The following is a 20,107-nucleotide window of genomic DNA, read 5'->3' on the forward strand; positions in this document are numbered from 1 at the left end:
GGAGATGCACCCCGATCTCGTCCTCGCCACGATCGCGCGCGCCGAGGACGAATGGGTGACGACGTCGTACCTGTTCGAACACATCGACTTTGCAAAGACGACGATTCGCTATCGCCTGTACGATCTTGATGATGCCGGCCACGTGGACAAAGACAACTCGCAGAACACGAATCGCTGGCGAGTGACTGATGCCGGCTATAAGCGGCTTGCAGACTCTGACGAGACGATCGACAGCGATGATACCTACATCTGGCGCGAGGATGTCGAGACAAATGTATGATTACACGCGCGTAGGAAGTTCCTACTGTGAAGAATGTCATATTAAACTGAAACTAATCGCTGCTAACTGATAGATACGTATGTGGATCATCTATGATCGGTTGTATTCTCTAAATTTACTGCGAAAATTATAGGTAGGTGGCTTGTAGTGCGTACTCATACGTGATAGTGGCAGTGTTTTGGAAAACCCTTATTCATAACTAGTTGGGCGCATACACTACAGACGTAGCGCCCAAACCGCTACATGGCATATCGGATATGACAGAAACATGAGACGGCCATGAGTGAAGCAATGACAGACCAGAACAGCGACGACAGCGACATCACGCGGACGACCATCGAGGTTGACCGCGACGTATGGCGCCAAGTTCGCGCCGAGGCTGTCGGTGAAGGCAAGCACATCTCGGAGAAACTCGAGGAGATCCTCGAGGAGTACTTCGATGAGGATGCTTAACGAAAACAAGATGTTACGGACAACTTACCACCGGACGAACCGGTATAGCGGTGATGTATAGTATGACAGGCGATAATACAACACGCAAGAAGGCTGGCGCAGTCTTCTTTGCGGCGATCATGGTCGTCTCCATGGTCGGTGTCGGCTTTGCCGGCAGTGCCGCGGCGGAGGCCACCTCTGTTACAACTACTGGTGCAGACCTTGGTGGTGACGGACTTACAGATATTACAGTCCAACATGATAGTACTGCCACCTCAACCGCGGCCTATATCATCGACGTTGATGGAGATGGAGAGTATACTGAGGACGACCTCTATGCGTCAGCCGACGCTTCTGATTCGGACAGTACGTTGTTCGAAAATGTTGACGTAAATAGTCTTGAGGCTGGCGAGTACGATGTCTATGCCGCCCATGGTGATTCTGGTGAATCTGACGAACCAACGTTAGGTGATGGGGTCGATATCACCGAATCTGGTTGGGCGCAGACTTCCGGTACATTAAAAGTTATTGACGTTGCTGTCAGTCCGGAGCCAGATCAGGTGTTCGAGGATGAGATTCAGGAGATCAGTGTTGCCACCGAAGATCACCCTGATGGTGTCGAAGCAGACTACACTGTGACGGCACCGGATGGGAACGGTGACCCGGTGGAAGTTACCTCGGGCACGACGAACGCTGACGGTACGTTCTCGTTCACGGCTGACCCTGCTGGTGATGTCGATGGGCTCAGCCCTGGTGATGAGTACACTGTTGAGGTTGATTACAGTAACCTTGACGGATACAGTGGATCGAGCACCGCCACAGTGCTCGTAGCTCCGAGCGTCAACCTCAACTTCTCGACTGACCCGGCAGCACCCGGCCTCGAGGATGACGTTACGTTCAGTGGCTCGCTCACCAACGACGACGGTGACCGGCCGGCCGACTTCGACTCGCTGGACGTTGTATACAACGGTGACAACGATGCGGTCCTGCGCAACATCCGTGTGCTGTCCAACGGTGAGTTTGACTCTGGTCAGTCCGCAGTTGTTGATGACGCGGGCAATTACTCCGTTGTCTACACCGACACGAACGCCAACGAATTCGTCCTTGATACCTTTGAGGTCGCGCCTGAAGAAGGCTCGCTGACTCTCAGCGGGGACGATGTAGTTGCTGGTGGCGGTGCTGACGATTTCACCGCTGAACTGACCAACGCCAGCGGTGGCGCAATTACCCTGACGGAAGAGGCACCTGCTGAAGGTACTGGTGCCCCTGCTGGAACTGAAGGGTTCGTCGCTGTTGACGGGAACTTCAGTGCAGTTGAAACAGACTTCAGTGTTGAAGACGACGCAACACTCCTTCGCGTTGTTGGATTCTCTGAGGATACTGGTGAAACGACGGTATACGATATTGCTGGCGCCGATGCCCTCGCCGATGTCGAAGCGAGCGAGGACAAGATCGTCGAGTTCCACGCGCTCAACACTGACAACGGTCAGCTGAACTTCACTGCTGAGCCGACCACTGCTGAGCAGACGATTGACGCGTCTGTCGCAGTCCGGACGGACAGTGGTGACGGATTCAGTACCGACGAACTCGCAACCGGTGGCGTTGAGGACCGGAGTTACGTTTCGACTGGCACGCTCGACATCCAGGCCGCTGGTGACAGTGTGGAAGTCGGAACTGGCGACGACCTGAACGTTGACACTACGACCTACGAGTCTGATGCTAAGACCACCGAGGATCCGTTAAGCGTCAACGACGCTGACCAGACTATCGAAGTTAGCGTCACTGGGAGTGACTTCGCTGATGTCAGCGACGCAACTGACACGACTCTCGACTTCGCTGAAGTCAACATTACGAGTGACCAGTTCACTGGTGACTCACAGAAGTCCAAAACGCTCGGAGATGGCGAGAACGTAGACTCGACTTCGGGTCCTGCTGACTTCAACAATCTGAACTTCGAGGAAGGCGGCGAAGTCCTCGTCGAAGTGACGGCCGAAGAGCGTGAAGACGGTGAAACCACGGCGACGTACACCTACAACGAGACGCTGACCGTTGAGGGTGACAACATCGTCGATTACTCGCCGAGTGAAGTGACGGCTGGCGAGACGCAGGACGTGACGGTCCAGGTCGCGAATTCCGAGGGCAACCTCGTCGCCGACCGGACGATCACGTTCACGCCGGATGACGGTGCGACCGCCTCCGGTGACGACGTCAACACGAACACCATCGAACTCACTTCGAACAACTTCGACACGTCCAGTGATGCGTACATCGCTGAGAACGTCACCTTCGACACGCCCGGGACGTTCGACGTGACTGTCGACGACGGTGGTGACCCGGCCACGACCACTGTCGACACGGAAGAAGCAATCACCGTGACTGGTGAGGAGCGGTACGACGTGCGGACGGACGACGAACTGCTCGCCGGCTCCGGTGACGACGTGACCCTCGAGGTCTACGACATCTCTGGTGACGAAGAGCAGCTCGTCAACGACAGTACCGAACTCGACGAGCTCGCTACCAATATCGAGCTCGAGCAGGGCGGTGACGCTGGAGTGGTCACCGATGACGGTACGACCACCGACGCGGAGAACGGCACGATCACTGTGTCGAACCTTAACGCGGTTGGTGCGGACGCCGAGCCGGTCAACGTGACCGTTTCGACGCCTGACGACGCCTTCACGGGCGATGGTCAGATCAACGTCGTCGAGCCCGAAATCACGACGAACCTCAACGATGAGGTCCTGACGGAGGGCGTCACTGCTGAGGACGTCGAAATTTCGGTGACTGACCCGCGCGACGGGTCTGCTGTTGATGGTGATATTCGGTTCACCGCCAACGGCACGGATGACGACCTCATCGAGTTCGACATCAACAACACGGACACTGCCGCTGGCGCTAACACGGTAGTGACTAACGGTAACCAAGAGACGATCCCTCTGGGTTCGAGTGGCCAGGCAAACGTCACGATTACGCCGAGCGCGATCGAGGACGCTGCGAACGCGACGCTTGTGTTGGATGCCTCGCCCGAAGCCGATGGCAACTTCTACAGCGCGAGCGACGTGGACGCAGGTAACCTCCAGCTCTTCGAACGCGAGAACGGTCAGGACGTCGAACTCCGCGATGAGTTCGCGTTCGACTTCGACGGCGAAGTCACCTACGTCCTCCGCGACGCGGACGGAGACCGTCTCGATAACCGTGACGTTACTGTGAGGCCTTCGGGCACCGACAATATCGACGACACCACCGAGGAAGGCTTCTTCAACGTCAACTACTCGAACGTTGACCTTGAGGAAGGCGGCACGGTGGCGTTCGATTCGGCAAGCGAGTTCAACGGTGACATCACCGTCGCAACGGCCGACGTGACGCAGAACCTCCAAGAGGTTGAGCTCACGGCGTCCGTTGAGTCCGACTCGGTTGTTCAGGGCAACGACTTCAACTTCTCGGTCATCCGCTCGGACTTCAGCGAGGACACGCAGGCGGACCTTGCGTTCGTCAACGCGTCCGGCGATGAAGTCCTCTCGACGGGTACTGGCGCCGTCGATACCGACGGTTACGGTGTCGTCGACTCCAGCGACCTCGAGACGGGCGACTACACGGTTGAAGTCAGCAAGGACAACAGCAACGGTAACACGTTCCTCAACGACACGGTCAACGTGTCCGTGACGGAGCGCATCACCGACGTGTCGCTTGACCCGAGTACGGTCGAAGCGAACACGACGGTCGAACACGACCTCCAGTACACGGCACTGGGTGTCAGCGGTGACGGTAACACCGACACGCTCGTGGCCACGCTGCCCGCAAGTGCGAGCTTCGCGGACATCGACAACGCCACGATTAACGTGACGGACGCCGACGGCAACGAAGTCAGTATCACTGGCAGCCCGTCGCTGTCCGACACGAACGATGGGACGAACAACCAGCTCCAGTTCGATATCTCGCCCGAACAGGACATCGACGCGACCGTGGACGCGACCTTCGAGGTTGCGTTCCCGGACGTCAACGAATCCACGACGGAAGATATCACGCTGGAAGTTCAGGACAGCACGGAAGGAACGTTCACGACGACGACGCCCGTGACGATCCAGCCTGCTGACGCCGAACCCGTCCCGACCGCCACGGTGACGTTCTCTGACCAGACGGTCACGAACGGCTCCGACACGGTCACGGTTGACTCGGCGAACCTCTCGGAGGGTGGCTTCGTCGTCATCCACGCTGAGGATAATGGCTCGGCTGGCGCGGTCCTGGGTAACTCGTCGTACCTCGCGAACGGTACCTCGGAGAACATCACGATCACGCTCGACGAGCCGCTCACGGCCAACACGAGCCTGGTCGCGATGGCTCACCTGGACACCGACGGCGACGAGGCCTACGAGTTCGACGGTGGCAGCGTGGACGCCCCGTACACCGAGGACGGTTCGGCAGTGGTCGACACCGCGTCGATCACGGTCGAAACTGTCGAAGGGCCTGGCGACGTCACCGGCAACGGTGAGCCCGCACAGGACCTGAACGGTGACGGCGTCTTCGAGGACGTCAACGGTGACGGCGAGTACACCGTCTCGGACGTGCAGGCGCTGTTCGCAGCGCTTGACGACGCTGAAGGCGAGCTGGCCTTCGACATCAACGGCGACGGTCAGGTGACCGTCTCCGACGTCCAGGCGCTGTTCGCCCAGCTGTAAAACGCCGACCCACAACGGGTCTCTGACCCGTTTCAAAACACACTGCAGTGCGGTGCCGACCCATTTTTTGACGTATTCATCCGTAGTGCTGAATATACCACAAGCCCAGTCACACGGTTATCTGTACGCTGCTCGTGGTCAGCTCATCGCGTTGCGATCTCGTTTTGACATCCTCCCCACGCTAAAGCGCGAGGCTTTCGCCTCGTATTTCTCGTAATGAGAATCAGGATCAGATCAGAATATCTCACAACGTTCTAAAATGTCATATGTATTAGCATCAAACGACAACCAAGTTAGGGTTCCCAACCTGCCATTCCAAACCGAGGCACGCTAGCTGCTGTTCAACAATTGTTTCGTTCCGGTATTTTGTTGACTACTGTTGGGGGTGCTACACAACTGCAGTACCGCAATCTATATTATTGCTTGATCCCGAATTTGAGATGGAGGGTGCAGTGCCCTCATCGAGGGGTTCTCCCCACCCCCATCCATTTTACCCCTCGATCAATCTTGACTCGAACTGGTCTCTGAGGATCGTGTAGTCGTTTTGGAGCAACCAGCGAGATACGTCGCCCGAGATTGGATAACGGTAGCTACAGGCCACATATGTCGGATGGAAGATGGTTCAATCCAGATGGCGAGCTCCTCTAAGTCCGCTACTGGTAGATCATTTGAGCTTGACTGTGATTTCGACGGTCTTCGTCTCAGACTCACCGCTTGACCCAACAGCAGCGTCGTTGGAGTGGTTACTATCGCCGTTTTCAGCCGCTGTAGAAGCCGGTAGTAAAGATGCACTACTGGTGCCCGCAGCAAGCCGCAAGAGCTCACGTCTATTCATGGAAGCGAGTTATCCGTACCATGGTAAACGCTTTGTGGTCGCTGACTATCAACGAAATATTATCTTTTCTCACCAAGAGCGCCGGTGAATGATCAGACTGTACCAATACACAGGCTCATGAAGATAATCCGCAAGTGTATTCATAGTAACTACTCTCTGTCATCCATTTTGCGGTTCAATATGGTGGTAGGTTAGGAGTAGAAGAAACGTATAACTCGGTAATGACACTCCCTTCTAGCTAAAAAAGGTCTCCACGCGTGTTGGACACTTCCGTTACTTCGAAAATATCAATTACTATGAATATAGTGAATGTAGATTCTGTTACTAATCTATAAGGTACTATTCTTTGAAATAATAATAAAGTATAGGTGCCGTATAACATTGTATATCAAGGATGAGCCGCTGGAAGGATGATTCAAACCGCGCAAGCATCAGTTACTCTGTACAGCTTCTGTTACTCTCGATATTCTTCCTTACTGTAATAGCAATTGTTCGAGCTGTCCTCTAATCGATAAGGTGAACGCAGCCCAGCGTCATCCGCCATATAACCGCCCATTTGCCTGCAGATTCGATCACCACCGAAGGCGGTCACAACAGTAGTAAGAGATGGATGGAGACAGGTCTCACAGTGCCCACTAATCGGATCTGTGAAAACGGTTCGGATGAGAGTGCCGAACCGGTGCTCTCGCCTCATTAAATGAGGCGTATGAATACTGTCGCGAGGAGTATTTGATTCTTCGGCTTTAGTGGCGTTTTCATCACTAGTAGTAGCGACGTTCGTGGGGATAGTAATATGGACACTCTGCGTCGTGGTGTTTGAGATGTATCGGTCCGAGAAATCAAGATCCGCCAGAGGAAGTTCGCTAACGTATCGGCAGCCTTGACATCCTCCCCACGCTAAAGCGCGAGGATTCCTCCGTTGGGGATTCGGCTACCGACCCACGGAGGCAACTTGCGGGTTCGTGCGCGCTTCTTTGGGACGTTCGTGAGGGTGTGGTTTCCCCGACCAGTTGTGGTCGTCCCACTCGAATCGCACGGGCCGTGCCATCGGCCTGACTTCCGTATCGCTGTTTTCTCGAAGGAACGTCTCTGACGCCGTGAGATCGGCATGCCCCTCGAATCCACACGGACACGTCAGCGTATCTCCGTGGCGAACTGTCTCCTCGTGGTCGCCACACTCAGGACACGTCTGAGAAGTCCAGGCTTCCGACTCGGCTTCGAGACGAATGCCGTACTCCTCACAGACGCACGCGAGACGGTTGATGAACTTTTTGAACGCCCAGAAGTTGTGCGTCTTCTCGTTCACCATGACCGACCAGTGCGTTTCCAGCATGTCGGTCAAGTCGCCTACGTACACCGTCGCCACGCCCTCGTCGTACAGCCGTTCAACGAGGCCGCGGACCAGCGCGTTCTGTGCGTGGTCACGGCGCTTCGTCCGCTGTCGGTACAGCCGTCGAATCCGCTTGGAACTGTAGCGTCCCTCTTGGAGCTTCGACTGTAGGCGGGCGATCTCGTCGGTCGTCTCGCGGAACCGTCCGAACAACTCCCGCCCGTCGTAGAGGTACTGGTTCCCAGTGGTCGTGGAACAGGCGACGAGATTGTTCGCGCCAATGTCGAGGGCGGCTTCGTGAGAAGCCAGTGGTGAATCCAGTCGAGAATCGGGTACGGTGACTGGTTGAAAAGCCCTGAACGTGTCGCTCACCTCGTCGTATTCGAGTTCCAGACGGCCCTGTTCGCCGTCCCACTTCGGGTTGCCTCGGACTTCGAGGCGGAGCCGTTCGTNGTCGCTCACCTCGTCGTATTCGAGTTCCAGACGGCCCTGTTCGCCGTCCCACTTCGGGTTGCCTCGGACTTCGAGGCGGAGCCGTTCGTGGTAGCCGAGTCCGTATTCGTCTTTCAGTTCTTGCCCAACAGGGATTTCGAGACGGCTACGCTTCCCCCACTCAATCGTGTACTGGTCACACCGAATGTAGGTGCGGAGTTCGCGTCCGTCCTCTTCGTTGCCCCAGTACGACGGCGGGTTGGCGTACTCGCCGTTCTCCTTGAGCGCGAAGAACGACCGCCACGCTTCGCTGTTCTTGCGCGTGACCTGTTGAACGGTCGCGCTTCCGACGACGCCGTTGTAGCGTCCTCGGTACTCGGAAGTGTCCCACACGTCGCCGTCACCGAAGTAGTTCTGACGACGTTCGTAGGTCAATTCGTNATTTCGAGACGGCTACGCTTCCCCCACTCAATCGTGTACTGGTCACACCGAATGTAGGTGCGGAGTTCGCGTCCGTCCTTTTCGTTGCCCCAGTACGACGGCGGGTTGGCGTACTCGCCTTTCTTCTTGAGGGCGAAGAACGACCGCCACGCTTCGCTGTTCTTGCGCGTGACCTGTTGAACGGTCGCGCTTCCGACAACGCCGTTGTAGCGTCCTCGGTACTCGGAAGTGTCCCACACGTCGCCGTCACCGAAGTAGTTCTGACGACGTTCGTAGGTCAATTCGTTCCACAGAGAGGCGGACGCATCGAGTAGCCGTCGAAGGCACTCTTTGTCGTTCTCGGATTGTGGAACCACCTCGAAGGTGTTGACGCGCTTCATTCGTCGTCACCTTCTTGTTCCGCGATGTAGCGTTCGACAGCGCCTTTCGATGCGCTCCCCGCCGTACCGACGTAGTAGGAACGAGTCCACTTCACGCGGTCATCGTATCTCTGGTTGTACTTGCGGGCGGAGATGCCCTTGATCCAGTTGACGATGAGCGACGGGGCGTTCTTCGGTGGACTTCCGATGAACAGGTGTACGTGATCGGGCATGACTTNGGAGATGCCCTTGATCCAGTTGACGATGAGCGACGGGGCGTTCTTCGGTGGACTTCCGATGAACAGGTGTACGTGATCGGGCATGACTTCGCACTCGACCAGTTCGAGGCCCTTGTCCTCACAGATTTCCGCGAAGATGGTTTCGAGACGTTCCTTCGTCTCCCCCGTCAGGTGCGAACGCCAATATTTCGGTACGAACACTATGTGGTAGTAGAGTTCGTATTTCGCGTGACGGGTACTCTTTACCATCTATGTATACTATCATGGTCGGACGGCTTAAAGACTGCGTTGGAACCCCGTCTATGCCATTAACGGCGGTTGAATACTGTTGGTCGGCTTCATCCCCGCGCTGAAGCGCGAGGCTTTCGCCTCGTATTTCCCGTAACTGGAATCTAGGGAGTTGGTGTCTCAGTTACTAACTAGAAAATGAGTGGAGAGAAGTCGTAGATCAGTTAGAACTCACCGAAGGTGGTGACCGACAGTCAGTCAGAGTAGCAGTTGAGGATCGGTGATTCCACGTTAGCTATGTGAATTAATTACCGCCGCTTCAGCGTCCAACGCCCGCACCTCGATCCCTCGCCACTCACCATCAACCCCGACAAGCGCCTCCGCATACCCAAGCGCCTCGGTGCCCGGCACCGCCTCCTGCACAAAGCGCTTTTGGGCGTGATTTAATCCGAACTCAGCAGCCCAGTGGTCGTCCATCCCATCCAGGCGATGGAAGTACTTGATCGCACACTGATCAAGGATCATCTCGGCTTCGGACCGCTCAAAGAACTCATCGACCGTCTGCGTAATCAATTGGATCGACAAATCATGGTGGCGGTGATGCCGAAAGATGGTCTCTAAAAAGGCCAAGTTCGCCGCATCACGCAACACGTACCGCGCTTCATCAATCACGAACACGACTTCCTTATCCGTCTGTTTGGCGCGCTCGTACACGAGCGAGATGAGCAGCTGCATCACCAGCGTCGTCCGCCCGCCGACACGCCCCTCCTGCTGGGACAGATCCAAATAGAGCAGATCGGTGTCTGCAACATCAATCTCACTCGCTCGCCCGAGATGCGCAAACTGCCCGTCTGGGGTAAACGGCCGCAGCTGATCGATAAGCCACGTGGCGTCCGCCTGCAGCTTCTCCGCTTCGGCCTCGATCCGGAGCGTCTGCTGTTCTGGTGCCGTCACAAACGCTTCAAGCACATCAATTACGTCTCGCAGCGTCGGGCTCTCACGATCGTGGGTCGTCAGATCCTCCGTGATCCCAGCCTCCCGATACGCGGCATCAATCGCTAACTCCAACGTCGTCCGCCGATCCCCAAGCGTGATTCCGCGCTGCGCAAAGAAATTCGTCAGAAAGCTCGCCACACGCTCTTTCTTTTCGGTAAAGGGACTCGCGTCCGCGCCCAGTTTTTCGCGCACCGATTGGGGCATCGGCGTGATCTCGAGGGGGTTGATCCCACGCGTGCCACCCACCGTAATCCGCTGGGCGTCCAACGCCTCGGCCACGCCCGCCCAGTCGTTGAGCGGCTCCAAAATCACCCCGATCCGGTCCTCGTGATGCGCCACCGATCGGATGAACCGCTGTTTCGCGCCGAAACTCTTCCCCGAGCCCGGATCCCCGACCGTGAAGGTGGCGTACCCGTTCTCACGCGCAAACGGGTCGATCACCACCGGCGTGTCCGTATGCCGATGGACACCCACCTCGACCCCATCTGGCTCCAACAGCGTGGGGCGATGCGGCGACGCCAACAGCGCGCCCACAGCGCCGCTGACACACGTCGTACTGCGGTCCAACACGGGCCCGCCAAGCGGTGCTGCCCCGCGCAGCGCTCGATCTTGAGCGCAAATTGCGGTCTTCGGTGCGAGCTCCGCCGGCTGCTCGCGGAGGGTGCGCTTCACGCGACGCACATCCCGATCGAGCGTCTCCCGGTCGTCGGCCCGCACGGTCACGAGCAGCGCCTGCGAGAACACCCGCGCACCGGCTTCGACGGCGCGATACATCGCCGCCGCCTCACTCGCCCGATCCTGGAGATACGTGCTGCGGACGCTCGATTCGAGATCCGCATCCACTTTCAGATCGTCGGCGGTCGCCTGCAACTGGTCGAGCGCCCGCTCCTGATCCCGCGGCCGGAAATGCGCCGTCACGTGAAACCGGACGTCCGTCAGGGTGAACAGCTCACTCAGGTACCCATCGCTCGGGTAATCCGGCCAATCCGCGATATACAACGTGGTTGTCCACTCATCGCCGACCCGTGCGCACCGACTCTCCCACTCGACGGCTGCCGGCGCGACCGCATCCTGTTGACGTGTGCGGGGTGGGTCCACCTCCATATCCTGTTGTGGCGCTGCCTCAGGGGGTTCAACAAACGCCGACAGATCCACCTCCGGATCGCGGTCGGGCTGGCGCGCCTGCAGCCACACCCCCAACAGGACCCCGACAACGAGGATGCTACCCCCCGCCATCAGGCCGCCGACGAGCAGCGACGGCGAGAGCGACTCAACGCCACCGACTACGAGCAACGACTCAGTCATCAGAGCCACCTCGCTCCGTGTGATCCACGCCCGCCCGGTCAGCGACGGGCGTCTCATCAAGCTCAGTGCCGTCCCAAAACTGCGTGGCCAGCCCGAGACTCTCAGCCGTCGACAGCCGGCGCGCCGTACAGTCACTTGTTTTGGCGACGAACTCCGTCTCAACCGTCCGCACCCGCTCGCGAAGCTTTGTGAGTTGCGCGCCACGTAGCTCCGCGTCGGTGAGCCGATCACGACGCGTCACGAACGGCGTCGCCAACACGCCAACCACCGGCAGCGTTGTGAGTCGCTCGGCCGGCGTGCGCTCCTCGGGATGCCGCTCGTACACCTCAAACGGCGCCACTGACACCGTTAGAAAGTATCGCACCTGCTGAGTCTCCGCCAGCTCGGCCGGCCGCTGGTCACGATAGGCGGCGATCAACGCTCGGACCGACTCCCGCTCGCTCACCGCTGGATCAGCGAGGCGATCAGCGAGCTGGTCGACGAGCGTCGCCGCCGGGTACGGATCCGTCGTGGTGTACAGCGTCAGCGGGAAGGTCAACTCCTGATTCGCGAACGCCTCACCAACGGCTTGCCGGGCCGCCCAGTCGTCAGCCATCGCGAAATCCATGTTGCCCGGCGTCAGCTCGATGACCGCCTCCATCCGCCCGTCCGTCCGTTCAATTGCGCCGTGGCCGGGCCACGCCCGCTTGAGCGCCGTCAACTCTTGGGTGTGCTCGTCGACGACGAACGGCTGTGGGACCGTCGTCTCACTGTCGGGGTCGGGGGTTGCGGCGGCCGCCACCGCCTCGTGAAGGGTCACCCGCGGCCGACGCAGATAGAACCGACCGAGATCGGCAAGCCACGTGCTCGCCGGGAGCTGTCTGGGGGCGGCATAGACGACAGCCACCCCGATCGCAAAGCCGACACACACCAGCGGGAACACGAGCGGCTCAACGCCGAGTGCCGCCCCCGTCACCAGCCCCGCAATCGGAAAACTGAGCAACACGTACAGATCCCGTTCATACACGCCGATGAGTGGGAGTCGGCGGTCGGCGTCAAGCGAGCGCATCACGCGACGGGTCGCAGGGGTGTCTGAATCAGTACTCATGGGCGTGGTTCGTTTTCGGTGCGGCGGTACGACGCCCATCCGCCCTCGTGACTGCGCACTGTGGGGGCTGACGTCGCTGCCGTCGATGTTGGCTCGCTGTGCGAGTCAGCACTTGAGTCGGGACTGCTGTCGTTCCGGGTGACCCGCTGGGCGACAGTATGGCCAACGGCGGCTTTCGGACCCCACCGGGCCGCCGTGGCGCCAGCCCACGGGCCGGCGACCGCCGCGGCCCCGGCCACGGCGCCGGCGGTCACGGTGAGCCCGGTCACACGGCTGACGCTCCGGACCAAGCGTGGCGTCGTATACGCAAACAGCTTCCAGATGATCCAGACGCTGAACACCGGCAGTGAGACAGCAATGAGATACCCGAAGAACGCATTTTCGGGTGACATCATGCCCACATTACTGCCAATAAGCAGATCGTACCCGCGGAAGAGCAATACCACCGGGAGCGGCATCACCGCAAGCGGGATGAACTTGACCGCCACACGGGCAGCAATCCCGGAGATAACGGGAAGCCCTCCGTACGCAACCGCAATTGCGATCGGCATCACGTACACGAACACGTACAGAAGGAGCTCACGCAAGTACAATAGCGCCTGAAGCGTCCACATCGCGATGGCTCCGACGAAGCTTAGTAGAAATGCAAGGAGGGGGTTCGATAGTGTCAGATTGAAAAAGTTGGTTAGTGGTGTTGCTACTGCTTCGATTGATGGCACAAGGGCAATTGTAAACCCGTCAACAAGGTACAACACAGTGACAGCTACCCAGTACCAGATCGCGATCAGCAGTCCTCCTGTCCAAGCCGAACGACGTACACGACGATCATGAATTGGATCGCTGAGGTTGAAAATACGGAGCGTATGTCGCCCTTGGACACAGATGATGAGGATCAGAAATGCGATCAGCATTATTTCGCCGGCAACAAGCGCATCATGCAATTGTGTCCACGGCTGATTCTGAGGCTCTCCCACTGGGAGCCCATTCGTGGTCTCCGGGACTGGTGTACCAAAGAGTGCCTCAGTAAGCTCACGGTATCCTTCCCGAATTCCTTCAGTAAGCCACTCAACGATCTGGTTCAGAATGTCAACGAACCACTGAAAACCAACATCAGTAAGTGAAATTCCACTCATGTATCGATCCTCTCAATTGTGATCTGACATTCAGAGAGATTCTCACCTTGATAGGTTACATTATACTCTTGCTCAGCTAACTTTCCACCAACTTCACCAGTTAAACTGACCCCAAATCGGCCGCTTGTTCCTTCAGGAGTACAAGTGATATCTTCACTTCTTGGCCCGAACGGTAATGTTCTAGAATAAATGGTTCGTCGCTCTCCCGAACCAATAACTGGTTCTGTATATGTGACCGGTTTATCGACCGCTGCGATCCCACTCTCAGAGAGCTCATCTAGGGTCGGTTGTGGAACATCACCATCAAACTGGAGTTTGGTGAGTTTCTCGGGCCCGGTTCCCACATTCTCGAGATCCACAATTACCTCGCCGGTGATCGTGAGACTAGCAGCTCCCTCATACATCTCATCGGGATGGTTCCGAGCGAGTTTCAGCTCTCGAATGACCACATCCGGGCGGAGTAACTGCTCAACAGCAGCCACAACGCGATCAGCATCAACCAGCTGGACGGTGTACGTCCCCGGCGGGTACGACATCCCAAGCGGAATCGTCTCCAAACTCGCTCCGGGCGTGAGCGCCCGCTCGGCAAACGCCTCGCCAGAGGGCGCGATTACAGCCAGCCCAGTAGCGCTCGTCTCCGACTCGTACTCGACAACCAACTCGGTGCCTTCGACACGGACATCCGATAACGCACCTGCCCCGGACTCGCTCGATTCACGACTGGCACAGCCACCGACAGCGACGAGCCCGCCGGTCGCGATGGTTGTGAGTACGCTCCGGCGGCGTGGAGATGATCTGTAGCTCATGGTGGTGCCCTCCCAGACAACAGCGCGGCAAGCTGCCGGCCGGCAATCCACGCGACAGCAATCGGGATCACTCCCCACAGCACGGTTTCGAGCAGCTGCCCCCAGCCGGCAAGCGTGCCGAGCGGATGCCAGCGCACGGTGTCGCTAGCGGCCACATACGCGGGCGTGGTTGCGCGCCACGAGGCGGGCTCGAAGCGGACCGTGTAGAGGCCGGGCTCCGAGAGGGTGCGTCGCGCCGTGCCGTTCGGCCCGACGGTGAGTGGCTCGCCGTTGAGCCACAGCTCGCCGGGCGGCGCATCGGCCACAATCGGGCGGGTGGCGTTCGACCGACTTGGTCGAATCGGCGCGCCCGTCACGGGGTCGGTCAGCGTGACCACCAGCGTCGCGGACGCCGTGGTTCGGTTCGTGAGCCGCACCGACAGGTCGGGCCGGCGAATCGGTCGCTCAGTAGGCGTGACTGAGGAGAGCGGCGCCGACACGCCACGCACGATCCCCTGCAGCCGGACCGCCTCGAGCTGCGTGGCGTTGCTCCGCACCGCCAGCCCATACGATCGCGTGTACTCGCCGTCGACGACACCGACCGAGACGTTCTCGTGGAGCCGCGCGGCCGGGGTCGCCGTCTCCACGCCCCACACCGCGGTCAGAGTGGGCCCATCACGTACCGGCACCGTGCGCGGGCCAATCCGTGACGGGTACGCGACCACCTCGAGCGACGTCACCCACTGCTCAAGGCGACTCGTTCCGGTCGCCCGTGCCACCTGAAGCCGCTTCCAGCGGGTGTCACGCGCTGTATAGTAGCGCCAGACGCCACGGACGCGGTGGCTACCATTCGCAGTGAGCGTGAGCCCGTGCCACGGCTGGCCCTGATACACGGCGAGCCCGCGACTCCCGTCCGGATACGGTGCCGTGTACGCGTCCGGGCGGAGCCGGTGGACCCACACCGACCGTGTGTCGCTGACTGTCACCGTCTGGGTAGTCGCGTTCGTCGGCGTTCCGTTCGGCGCCGTCGTCACCGCAATCGTCGCGGTGACCGTGAGCGGCTGGTCGCCGGTCCGGGACGTGGTGTATGACAATACAGGCGTCTGTGTCGCGGTGGTCGTTGCGACCTGCTCCCCGCCGATGGTGACGGTGACGCGCTGCACAGTATGATTGATGAGCGACCGATTCGGGCCGAGCGCTCCCCGCACCCGATAATCGACGAGCGCGCGGACCGTCCCCGTCGGCGCAATATACTGGCGGGTGGTGGTCGCATCGAGCTGGACCCGTGTCGCGGGGTGGACCCCGACCACGGTGGCATGCGCGTCAGCGATCGCGCCGCGGGAGACGCGGTCGGCGTGTGGTGGGTAGAGGCTCGCGTTCGCACCGCCGGGCTCGAGCGCCGCAAACGCCTGGGCCGTCATGGTCGCGGCGTGGGCGGGGGGCGCGTCGTACGTCAGATCTGTGCACGTCGCCAGCTGTTGGGTGGGCGTCGGCGGCTGGCCGTACGTGGCGTTATACTGCGCCGGCGACAGACACGGATCCGGATCGCGGGCGTCGACAGTCCGGGTCTCGTTCGCAGGCGGCGTCGCGGGCGTGGCCGCCGCCGTAATCGTCAGCACCGACACCACAGCCAGCAGCGAGACAGCGAGCCGCCGGCCGACATACAGCGAGTGCATCGGTTACCACGGGGTCAACTCCACACACTCCGCGAGCGGGAGGTTCATCACGCTGCCCGCGACCGTATACAGGGGCCCGAGCACGACCAGAATCACTGTGGACCGCAGCGCGGTCCGCTTGTGGCGTTTGAGCCCCTCCCGCTGTTCGGGTCGAAACGTGAACAGCTCGATCAGCGAGTCGGCCTGCCACACAATCACCAAGCCGAGCAGCCCGACCGCGGTGGTCAACTGGAAGAAGCCGGAGATCATCCCCGGCAGGCGATCGACCTCACAGACGGCGCTGTCTTGGGCGGCCGCTGGCTCGACTGCAAGGAGCAGCAGGACCAGACCGCCGACTGCGACGCGGCGACAGGCCGCGCGGATCGAGACACGGACAGGACGCGGCGGCGGGGCAGGTGCGGGCATACGTTTGGGAGGGGGATCTGATTGTGCCGTGGTACCGTGGGACATGTCACGTGTTGTGACTGTCGGTAATAAAATTTGTCCAGAAGTGGGAATATGGTTAGCAGAATGAGCCTCGAAACGCCCGTATTAACCAACAGTGCGGGCAACTGGCGTCCGGTGTTGGTTAAGACGGGGGCGGCGCAGCCGTGGTGAGCAGGCGCCCGCCAGCCAGCGCGCTGCGAGTCCCGTGGGTGACGGGGGCTCGGTGGGGGCGCCGCTCTCCCTCCAGCGAGGGCCGTTGAGCGAGCGCGCTGAGATGCTGGATGGAGTGGGTTTCAGGGAAGTCCCCGCCGCAGTCCCCGATCGACGAACAGGTGAAAGCGGTGCGCGCGTCAGTCAACATCCAGGCGGCAGGAAGCCACCCCAGTGCATACGGGGCCACCGAGAGTGGTCGCAACACAGCCTGACACCTCGACAGCGCGGCGGCCGTCACTGAGAGCGATGGCGAGGCACCGCGCACACGACCACGGACACCTATGTCCGAGAGATGATACGCGATCGCCGCACTTCCGGATCACCCCCGCGACCATGGGGGTGGTGACGGCGATTTCGGTTCTCGGAGATGTGAGATATCGCGAGGGCGTCGGGCACACAGCACGCTGGACGACCAGCTCTATCAGGATCGCCACCCGGACGCTGTCCGGCAGTGTGTACGCCGCTGGCGCCGCTTGCGCGTGGGTCCACCCTGCGATCGGGTGCGGGGGGATCGGAGCCACCACCTCGCGGGAACAGTTGCACCCGTTGCACACAGCGTTATTGCGGAGGACGCAGCCCCTGCAGAACCGCGATGTTCGCGGGCGAGCGTCCATGCTGTGGGACCAGTCGCAGCGGAGTGGTGACACCAGTCGGTGGCCTGCCGGCTGGCGGGCGAGGTCGATGCCATCCCACCAGCCGATGCCCGCACATACGTGTGGGCCTCCGTGCACAGGCTGCCAGCGATAGTTATTTGCTTGTGCCGTGTGATCAGACCACACGATCAGCGATGGGCGAGGTACCCACGGCTGACGCCCTCCCAGAAGCGCTCACCGAGCGCAATCAGTGGGTGTGTTGGCGCACCCACGAACGGAACGGGACCCCCACCAAGGTCCCGATTGTCCCCGAGACAACCCAGTTTGCGTCGACGACCGACCCCGACACCTGGCGACGGTTTCAGACCGCGCGCGAGGCGGTGTCCGTGACGGGGATGGCCGGAGTCGGCTTTGTGTTCACGGCTGACGATCCGTTGATCGGGATCGATCTGGATGACTGCCGCGATCCCGAGACGGGCGAGCCCACCGACTGGGCCGCCGCAATCATCGATCAGCTCGACTCGTATACGGAGGTGAGCCCCTCGGGGACAGGATACCACATTTTGGTTACCGGAACGCTTCCCGATGGCCGAAACCGGGCCGGCAACCTCGAGTTGTACGACCGCTCGCGCTTTTTCACGGTGACCGGCGACCATGTCGCTGACACGCCGCGTGACATTCACGAGCGAACTGATGCTATTGAGACGGTCCACGACACCGAACTGACAGACACCGCGTCTGCGTCGGACGCCGACCCGGCGACGACCTCGACTGACTCACAACCGGCTCCGAACGACCAGCCCTCGGGAACCTCACACGCCACCGCCCCCGATGCCGCAGCCGTGCCGGACGAGGAGCTCCTCGACCGGGCCCAAACCGCCGCGAACGGAGAGAAGTTCACGCGGCTGTGGAACGGCTCGGCGAGCGGCTACGAGAGCCACTCAGAAGCGGATCTGGCGCTGTGTCGCCTGCTCGCTTTTTGGACGGATGGTGACCCCCAGCGTGTGGATCGGCTGTTTCGCCGCTCGGGGCTCATGCGTGACAAGTGGGATGACGTGCACTACGCCGACGGGAGCACCTACGGCGCAAAGACCGTCGAGCGCGCGATCGCCCACACCGACGAGGGGTACACCCCGCCCGAGGCGACCGCGGCATCGACTGGGGATGGCCCCCCGACTGAGTCGGCCCCCACAGACAGCAGCGTAGCCGCTGGAGAGGCGACAGCCGCAGCCGACGCCGCCACGCACGACGCGACATCGGCACCAGCCACCGCCGCATCTCTCGATTCGGACGATGACGCCACAGCGGGCACAGCCCCGGCTGAGGAGCCCGATCTGCCAGCCGCTCACCCGCAGCGTGTCCAAGCACGGCGTGCCCGTATTGAGGAGCTCACCGAGCAGGTGGAGTCACTGTTAGCGGAGAATGAACGCCTGCGAGAGGAACTACATGATGAGCGTGAACGGCGGCAAGCGCTCGAGGCGGCACGTGAGGAGCCATCGAATGGATGGTGGCAGCTGTGGTGAGCGTCGACGCCGCGGTGCTGGGGCAGGTATTGAGACCGGTCTTCGCAGTACATCTGGAAGTCTGCCGGAGTTCATAAATAGTATGAAGACGTAGTCTCTGGTAGAACGATGGCGCGAATCACCGGGTCGTATCCAGATGATCTTGACCTCCTCATCGAAGGTGCTGTCGAGGCGGGTGTGTTCGGTGGCAAGAGCGACGCGTTGCGAGAGTTTGTGCGTGAATACTTTGAGGCCCACGAAAACGAGCGTATTGCGGCTGCAGTTGCGCTCTACGAACGTGAACGCATTTCACTGGGTGATGCTGCGAGACTTGCTGCTGTTGACCGGTGGACGATGCGTGAGATCCTCCGTGAGCACGACGTTGAACTCCGCCTCGGACTCGGTAACGACGACGACGTAGCCGAGGAGGTAGCGGCAGCACGCGAACTCAAATTCGATGATGAAGACTCGGATGAGACGGAGTAACGTGGGAAATGCCGGGTGACAGTATTCCAGCGAATCCGAGTGTTCTCAACACGACTGTCCTCTCGAATTTTGCCTACATTAACCAATTGTGGGTGATCTCAGCACTCACTGGGATCTGTACCGTGCCGGTCGTTCGCGAGGAACTCGAATATGGCGTTGATGACCATCCATATCTCCAGTTAGCACTCGATACGATCGACGACGAGATTCCAGTCGCATCGATCTCGGATACAGTCGCAAACAGAGAAAGCGTTGTTAGTGGTCATCTTGATCCCGGTGAAGCACAGGCGTTCGCCCTCGCAGACGCACGCGACGGTCGACTGCTAACCGATGATGGAGACGCCCGGTCGTTTGCGAAAGATCAGGGCGTGACCGTTGTTGGGTCGGTTGGCGTCCTGTTGGCCGCAATTGACGCCGGAAAGATCGATGAACCAACCGCTGACAAGTGGCTGTCGACGTGGATCGACGAGATCGGCTACTACGTCCCATACCGAACCATCTCGGAGTATCGGTGATCACTTTCCACTTCGTCGGTTTGGGGGGTTGACGGCCTCGAGATCCTTGATCTCATCCGTGTTCTGGACGTCAGCAAACAGTTTTTCGGGTTAATCAGCAGCTTGACTCTGTTTTGTACATCACCAGATAGATGTCTG

13 protein-coding genes and 1 pseudogene are annotated in these 20,107 nt (G+C 59.8%); 6 read left to right on the top strand and 8 right to left on the bottom strand.

Annotated elements, in window-relative coordinates:
• The 3 genes from C468_RS18410 to C468_RS16475 all read left to right on the top strand — a co-directional run.
• Positions 1-280 (top strand): hypothetical protein (locus C468_RS18410; protein WP_008850040.1); only part of this gene is annotated, 280 nt, incomplete at its 5' end.
• A 291-nt stretch (positions 281-571) separates the two neighbouring features.
• Entirely contained in the window at positions 572-733 is a 162-nt protein-coding gene (locus C468_RS18765; RefSeq protein WP_008850041.1) for a hypothetical protein, read from the top strand.
• A 62-nt stretch (positions 734-795) separates the two neighbouring features.
• A complete protein-coding gene (locus C468_RS16475) occupies positions 796-5,388 on the top strand; it encodes a DUF7282 domain-containing protein (RefSeq protein ID WP_161609741.1) in 4,593 nt (1,530 codons plus the stop codon).
• Between the two features lie 1,766 nt (positions 5,389-7,154).
• On the opposite strand, the pseudogene C468_RS16480 reads toward C468_RS16475, so the two are convergent.
• The 8 genes and pseudogenes from C468_RS16480 to C468_RS16515 form a co-directional block, all read right to left on the bottom strand.
• Positions 7,155-8,423, bottom strand: a pseudogene (locus C468_RS16480) (RNA-guided endonuclease InsQ/TnpB family protein); the annotation flags it as partial.
• Between the two features lie 379 nt (positions 8,424-8,802).
• Positions 8,803-9,273 carry an IS200/IS605 family transposase gene (gene tnpA, locus C468_RS16490; RefSeq protein ID WP_049912310.1) on the bottom strand — a complete coding sequence of 157 codons (471 nt, stop codon included), beginning with the start codon at positions 9,271-9,273 and terminating at the stop codon, positions 8,803-8,805.
• A 270-nt stretch (positions 9,274-9,543) separates the two neighbouring features.
• Positions 9,544-11,553 (bottom strand): VirB4 family type IV secretion system protein, encoded by a 2,010-nt coding sequence (locus C468_RS16495; protein ID WP_049912316.1) that lies wholly within the window; start codon positions 11,551-11,553, stop codon positions 9,544-9,546.
• The gene (locus tag C468_RS16500) at positions 11,546-12,601 is read right to left on the bottom strand and encodes a hypothetical protein (protein ID WP_241431028.1); all 1,056 of its coding nucleotides are present in this window, start codon (positions 12,599-12,601) and stop codon (positions 11,546-11,548) included. Before C468_RS16500 ends, C468_RS16495 begins: the two co-directional genes overlap by 8 nt.
• Positions 12,602-12,636: 35 nt before the next feature.
• Complete coding sequence (locus C468_RS16505) at positions 12,637-13,773, bottom strand: hypothetical protein (RefSeq protein WP_049912312.1); 1,137 nt, start codon at positions 13,771-13,773, stop codon at positions 12,637-12,639.
• Entirely contained in the window at positions 13,770-14,579 is an 810-nt protein-coding gene (locus C468_RS17760; RefSeq protein ID WP_008850051.1) for a hypothetical protein, read from the bottom strand. Before C468_RS17760 ends, C468_RS16505 begins: the two co-directional genes overlap by 4 nt.
• Positions 14,576-16,234 (bottom strand): hypothetical protein, encoded by a 1,659-nt coding sequence (locus C468_RS16510; protein ID WP_049912314.1) that lies wholly within the window; start codon positions 16,232-16,234, stop codon positions 14,576-14,578. Before C468_RS16510 ends, C468_RS17760 begins: the two co-directional genes overlap by 4 nt.
• A 3-nt stretch (positions 16,235-16,237) precedes the next feature.
• The gene (locus C468_RS16515) at positions 16,238-16,639 is read right to left on the bottom strand and encodes a hypothetical protein (RefSeq protein ID WP_241431029.1); all 402 of its coding nucleotides are present in this window, start codon (positions 16,637-16,639) and stop codon (positions 16,238-16,240) included.
• A gap of 1,021 nt (positions 16,640-17,660) precedes the next feature.
• Between C468_RS16515 and C468_RS16520 the strand changes: the two genes are divergently transcribed.
• The 3 genes from C468_RS16520 (at position 17,661) to C468_RS16530 (ending at position 19,969) form a co-directional block, all read left to right on the top strand.
• Positions 17,661-18,989, top strand: coding sequence for a phage NrS-1 polymerase family protein (locus tag C468_RS16520; RefSeq protein ID WP_008850054.1), 1,329 nt, complete (start codon positions 17,661-17,663; stop codon positions 18,987-18,989).
• Positions 18,990-19,097: 108 nt separating this feature from the next.
• Entirely contained in the window at positions 19,098-19,454 is a 357-nt protein-coding gene (locus C468_RS16525) for a UPF0175 family protein (protein ID WP_008850055.1), read from the top strand.
• 8 nt (positions 19,455-19,462) lie between these two features.
• Positions 19,463-19,969, top strand: coding sequence for a hypothetical protein (locus C468_RS16530; protein WP_008850056.1), 507 nt, complete (start codon positions 19,463-19,465; stop codon positions 19,967-19,969).
• Positions 19,970-20,107 lie beyond the last annotated feature (138 nt).

The organism is Halorubrum kocurii JCM 14978, from assembly GCF_000337355.1.
Lineage (GTDB): Archaea > Halobacteriota > Halobacteria > Halobacteriales > Haloferacaceae > Halorubrum > Halorubrum kocurii.